The sequence below is a fragment of the Faecalimicrobium dakarense genome, assembly GCF_000499525.1.
GTDB classification, from domain to species: Bacteria; Bacillota; Clostridia; order Peptostreptococcales; family Peptostreptococcaceae; genus Faecalimicrobium; species Faecalimicrobium dakarense.
The window spans coordinates 1-4624 of record NZ_HG529413.1 but is presented as its reverse complement, the minus strand read 5'-3'; the positions used below and the strand labels follow the sequence as shown (position 1 = coordinate 4624).

The 4624-nt window shown below is 27.8% G+C and carries 6 protein-coding genes and 1 riboswitch; all 6 genes read left to right on the top strand.

Features of this window, described 5'->3' with window-relative positions:
* Positions 1–237: 237 nt before the first annotated feature.
* The 6 genes from BN899_RS15455 to BN899_RS15430 all read left to right on the top strand — a co-directional run bounded on the left by BN899_RS15455 (position 238) and on the right by BN899_RS15430 (position 4556).
* The gene (locus tag BN899_RS15455; protein ID WP_042277302.1) at positions 238–780 is read left to right on the top strand and encodes a hypothetical protein; all 543 of its coding nucleotides are present in this window, start codon (positions 238–240) and stop codon (positions 778–780) included.
* 93 nt (positions 781–873) lie between these two features.
* Positions 874–1806, top strand: coding sequence for an LPXTG cell wall anchor domain-containing protein (locus BN899_RS15450; RefSeq protein ID WP_052356883.1), 933 nt, complete (start codon positions 874–876; stop codon positions 1804–1806).
* Positions 1799–2281, top strand: coding sequence for a hypothetical protein (locus tag BN899_RS15445; RefSeq protein WP_052356882.1), 483 nt, complete (start codon positions 1799–1801; stop codon positions 2279–2281). Before BN899_RS15450 ends, BN899_RS15445 begins: the two co-directional genes overlap by 8 nt.
* Positions 2282–2342: 61 nt before the next feature.
* Complete coding sequence (locus tag BN899_RS15440; RefSeq protein WP_052356881.1) at positions 2343–2840, top strand: signal peptidase I; 498 nt, start codon at positions 2343–2345, stop codon at positions 2838–2840.
* A 16-nt stretch (positions 2841–2856) separates the two neighbouring features.
* The gene (locus BN899_RS15435; RefSeq protein WP_042277300.1) at positions 2857–3411 is read left to right on the top strand and encodes a class D sortase; all 555 of its coding nucleotides are present in this window, start codon (positions 2857–2859) and stop codon (positions 3409–3411) included.
* Positions 3412–3806: 395 nt separating this feature from the next.
* Positions 3807–3888: riboswitch (cyclic di-GMP riboswitch) on the top strand.
* A 56-nt stretch (positions 3889–3944) separates the two neighbouring features.
* Positions 3945–4556 (top strand): response regulator transcription factor, encoded by a 612-nt coding sequence (locus BN899_RS15430; RefSeq protein ID WP_042277299.1) that lies wholly within the window; start codon positions 3945–3947, stop codon positions 4554–4556.
* The last annotated feature ends 68 nt before the right edge of the window (positions 4557–4624 follow it).

Below are 4624 nucleotides of genomic sequence, written 5' to 3'. Positions count from 1 at the left end.
TTTTAAGAGGTTAGTGCAAACTAACCTCTTTTTTTGCTTAATATTATTTAAATTATACTAAAGTATATGATAGAGTATACCAAAAAGTAGAGTTTGTAATACACAAATAGATAAAAATAGTAACTGTGTGGTGTAAGTGAAAATGGGAATGTTAGATAATATATTTATATTATCTATGAGTATACAATGTATTTATATAGAAAATAAATATATATTTAACTGGGGGATGAAGATAAAGTGAAGAAGAACAAAACGATAGCGTACGCTTTAGCAGCAACATTACTAGTAGGAGGAACTTTTGTAGGAACGAAGGCTTGGTTTACAAATGAAGAAACAGTAACATCAGAATTAGTTATAGTTACAGGAGGTATAGGTTTAGAGGTAGAAGAAAGCGACTGGAAATCTGATGGACTAAATGCATACTCTCAAGGTGATAATAGATGGGACGCATTAGCACCAGGAGATATACTTACTAAAATTGTAACAGTAAAAAATGGAGACAAAGGCAGAGGTGAAACAAATCTTGACAGAGAATTAAAAGTAGAAGGCGGAAAACAAACAAATGGAACAGAAAATTATGAAATAACTACACCTGGATTAGAAAAAATAGAAAATCTTAGCAAAGGTGAAACAGGTCAATTTGAGATAGTAGTAAAAGTTAATGAAAACATGTTAAGTAAAGATGCCTATGGAGACAGTAATGAGTTTTCTGAGTTCGCACCAGGAAAAAATATGGAACCTATTAAAATAACAGCTACTCAAATAAAGAAAAATAATTAATATAATTAAGTTTAATAAATGAGAAATAATAGTATTTAAGCGCATTCTTATATTAGAATGCGTTATTTAATATAAAAGTGAGATGAGTATATAATGAAGCTAAGTAAAAAAGTAATTGAAGTATTAATAATAATAACTTTTATATCTATTATGTCACCTAGTTCCTATGCTAACAACAATCAAGATATATCAATAGAGAATGTATTTACTAATGAGGATGGTATATGGTACCCAGGCAGAGTAGAATCAAAGAGTTTTTATATAACAAATAATAAAAAAGATAATGTAAAAATAGATAGATTATATATACAATTAAAATCATCTAAAGATTTGAAAACAAATCAGATATTAAATGTAAATAGTAAACAGTTTAAAGAATTATCTAAAAATAGTACAGTAAAGTTGATGTACAAAGATAATATATTATTTAAAGATAAGTTAGATAATCTTATACATGAAAAAGGGATAGTTTTATCACAAGAAATAAGTATAAAGTCTAACAACAAAGAACTTCTAAATATGACTATAGATATGGATGGAATAATGAGTAATGATGCACAGTACCTTGAAAATATATTTAGTATAGGCGTTGCATATAAAGTTGACAACAACGGAGGATCTGGAGGAGACAACAACGGAGGATCTGGAGGAGACAACAACGGAGGATCTGAAGGAGACAACAACGGAGGATCTGAAGGAGACAACAACGGAGAATCTGGAGGAGACAACAATGGAGAATCTGGAGGAGACAACAATGGAGAATCTGGAGGGGACAACAATGGAGAATCTGGAGGAGACAACAACGGAGGATCTGGAGGAGACAACAACGGAGGATCTGGAGGAGACAACAACGGAGAATCTTGTTCTAATATAGGAGGAACGACTGATAATATAGATAAATTGCCACAAACCGGAGGCGTAATAAATTCATCAAGTTTATTAATTTTAGGAACTATAGTAGTAGGTACAGGTATGGTGCTAAATAAAAAAACATCAAAAATCAAAGGAGGTAAACACCATGGGTAGATTAAGAAGAGTAAAAGAAAACAATATAAAAAAAGTTATGAAACCTACTATGTGTAGTTTATTTCTAGCATTAGTTATAGGATTTACACAAAGCATGATAACTTATTCTTGGTTTACTGATACAAAGGAAGTATTATGTGATTTAGTTATTAATATGGCTAAAAATGAAGAAGTAGAGCTACCAAAAGAAGAGACAGAAGAACCGAATAAACCAGAGGAAGTAGAACCACCAAAGGAAGATATAGAAGCACCAAATAAACCAGAAGAAGTAGAACCACCAAAGGAAGATATAGAAGCACCAAATAAACCAGAAGAAGTAGAACCACCAAAGGAAAGTATAGAAGAACCAAGTGAACCAGAAGAAGTAGAACCACCCAAAGAAGAGATAGAAGGATCAAGTGAACCAAAGCAAGATGTAAGTATACCAAGTCAACCTGTGACAATAGAAATATCTAATGAAAATATAGATGTGTAATTATAAATATAAAAGTGGTGTCTTCAAAGATAGCACTTTTATTTAGTTAAGGAGAATTAAGGTGGAATCAAAAAAAACAGAAAAAAAGAAATTTGATATATCTAAAATATTAAATAGTATGGTTATATTTGTACTGGTAGTATTAGTGCTAAACCTACTAACAACTAAATCAGATAAGTTATTTGAATTAATTGGATATAGAAGTTATACAGTACTATCTGGAAGTATGGAACCAGAATTTTATCCAGGTGATTTAGTAATAATAAAACATAAAAATAAAACAGATATAAAAGTAAATGACGTAGTAATTTTTAGAGATAATGAAGGTGTGATAATAACACATAGAATAATAGAAGAAACAAATGAAGGATATATTACAAAAGGTGATAATAATAATGTGAATGATGCAGATGAATTAATAGAAGATAATATAATAGGTGAAGTTAAATTTAGTATACCTAAGTTGGGATATTTAATTAAATTCTTATCTAATCCTAAGATTATCGCGGTTGAATTAATATTATTATCAGGATTAATTTTCTTTTATTATAAAGATTAGAACTCAAGGTGATAAAATGAGAAGAACTATAGGTAAAATATTTATAGCAGTGGGGTTATTAATCATATCAGTAGTTATATATACAAATTATAATATATCTCAAAAAAATAATAAAGTAGTGGAGAAATATAAAAAAAGTACTAAATATGAGGAAATAGATAGAACTGAACCTTATATAGAAAATATAGTAGGGATATTAAATATACCCAAAATCGATTTAGAAGTAGTTGTAAAAACAGGAACAGACAAGGAAACATTAAAAAGTTCAGTTGGACATTTTGAGGGGTCAGTTATGCCTGGTGAAGAGGGCAATTTCGCAATAGCAGGACATAGGAACTATACAAGCAATAAATTTTTATCAAATTTAGATAAATTAGAGAAAAATGATGAGATAAAAGTAGAATCGAAAGGAAAAATATATAGGTATAAAGTAAGTAATATAGAAGTTGTTGAACCAGAGGAAGTTAGTGTAATAGATTCGACAGAAAAAAAGGAAATAACTTTAGTAACTTGTACACCTAAATTTATAGGTAGCCATAGACTTATAGTTAAAGGTGAATATGTTAAATAATACTTAAAAGGTGTAATGAACTTAAGGATAAGAAAATAGAGGTGAAAAATTTAGCTAAGCTAGGAGCATATTTAGACTATATATTAATATCATTTTGAAGTTCAGTTATACAACATTTTAAATTCTTAGAATTGTTTAATAAATTTAGTATCATTATTAGTAGATTAAAAAATTCATAAAAAATAACCTCTTTATGATGGATTTGTCATTACTTTCATTCAACCAAAGGAGGTTATTTTTTCATTATATAAATTTTGTAAAAATTAAGTTTCAAATATTAAATAGATGCAATACGAGTGGTATATAGCGCAATTATTTTATTAAAATTTAAAATATTTTGACAAGCAAAATATTTAAGAGTTAATGTAATATACTGCTGTATATGATATAATATTACTATAAAGAAACGAAGAAGTATATTCTGTATTTGGGCACTTGGGATATATGGAGTTAGTAGTGCAACCGGCTTCTTTTATTTTGTATAAAAAGAAGTTTTTTATGCAAAATAAATATTTTGTATAGGGAGTCGAGTCATGGAAGTATTAATAGTGTCTAGAATGTTTTTAGTTATAGATGCACTAGAAACATTATTCAGCAATAAAATTGAAGGTTATAATTTTAGAGGAATAAAAAATTTAAGAGAAGTTAAAGACATAGATTTATCTAAAGTAGAATTTATGCTAATACATGCAGAAAGTGATGTAATGGATGAAATAGCTTTAATAAAAAATGATTCTAATAATATCAAAATATTAATTTTTGATAAAAATAGTAATAAAAATATGATTTTAAGATCAATGAAAAATGGGATAGAAGGATATATAACTGATGTTCCTGAAAAGGAGGAACTTGTCTATATAATTAAAACTGTATTAAAGGGTAAAAAACATTACGATACAGAATTACTTCAAGATGTAATATACAGTAAAGATGAAGATAAATTAGATATTTTAACATATAGAGAAAAAGAAGTTTTAGAGAAAGTTAAAGAAGGTTTTAGTAATAAAGATATAGCAAAGAAATTATATATTACAGAGCATACAATAAAAAAACATGTAACAAGTATTTTATCTAAGCTAAATATGAAAAATAGAAAAGATTTAATTATATATACAAAAAATATGAACTATAAAATAGAGATATAACCCGTACAATACAGAGCACTTTATGGAATAGATGCAGATATAGTTAATAGAGTAGAAGAATCTAGACC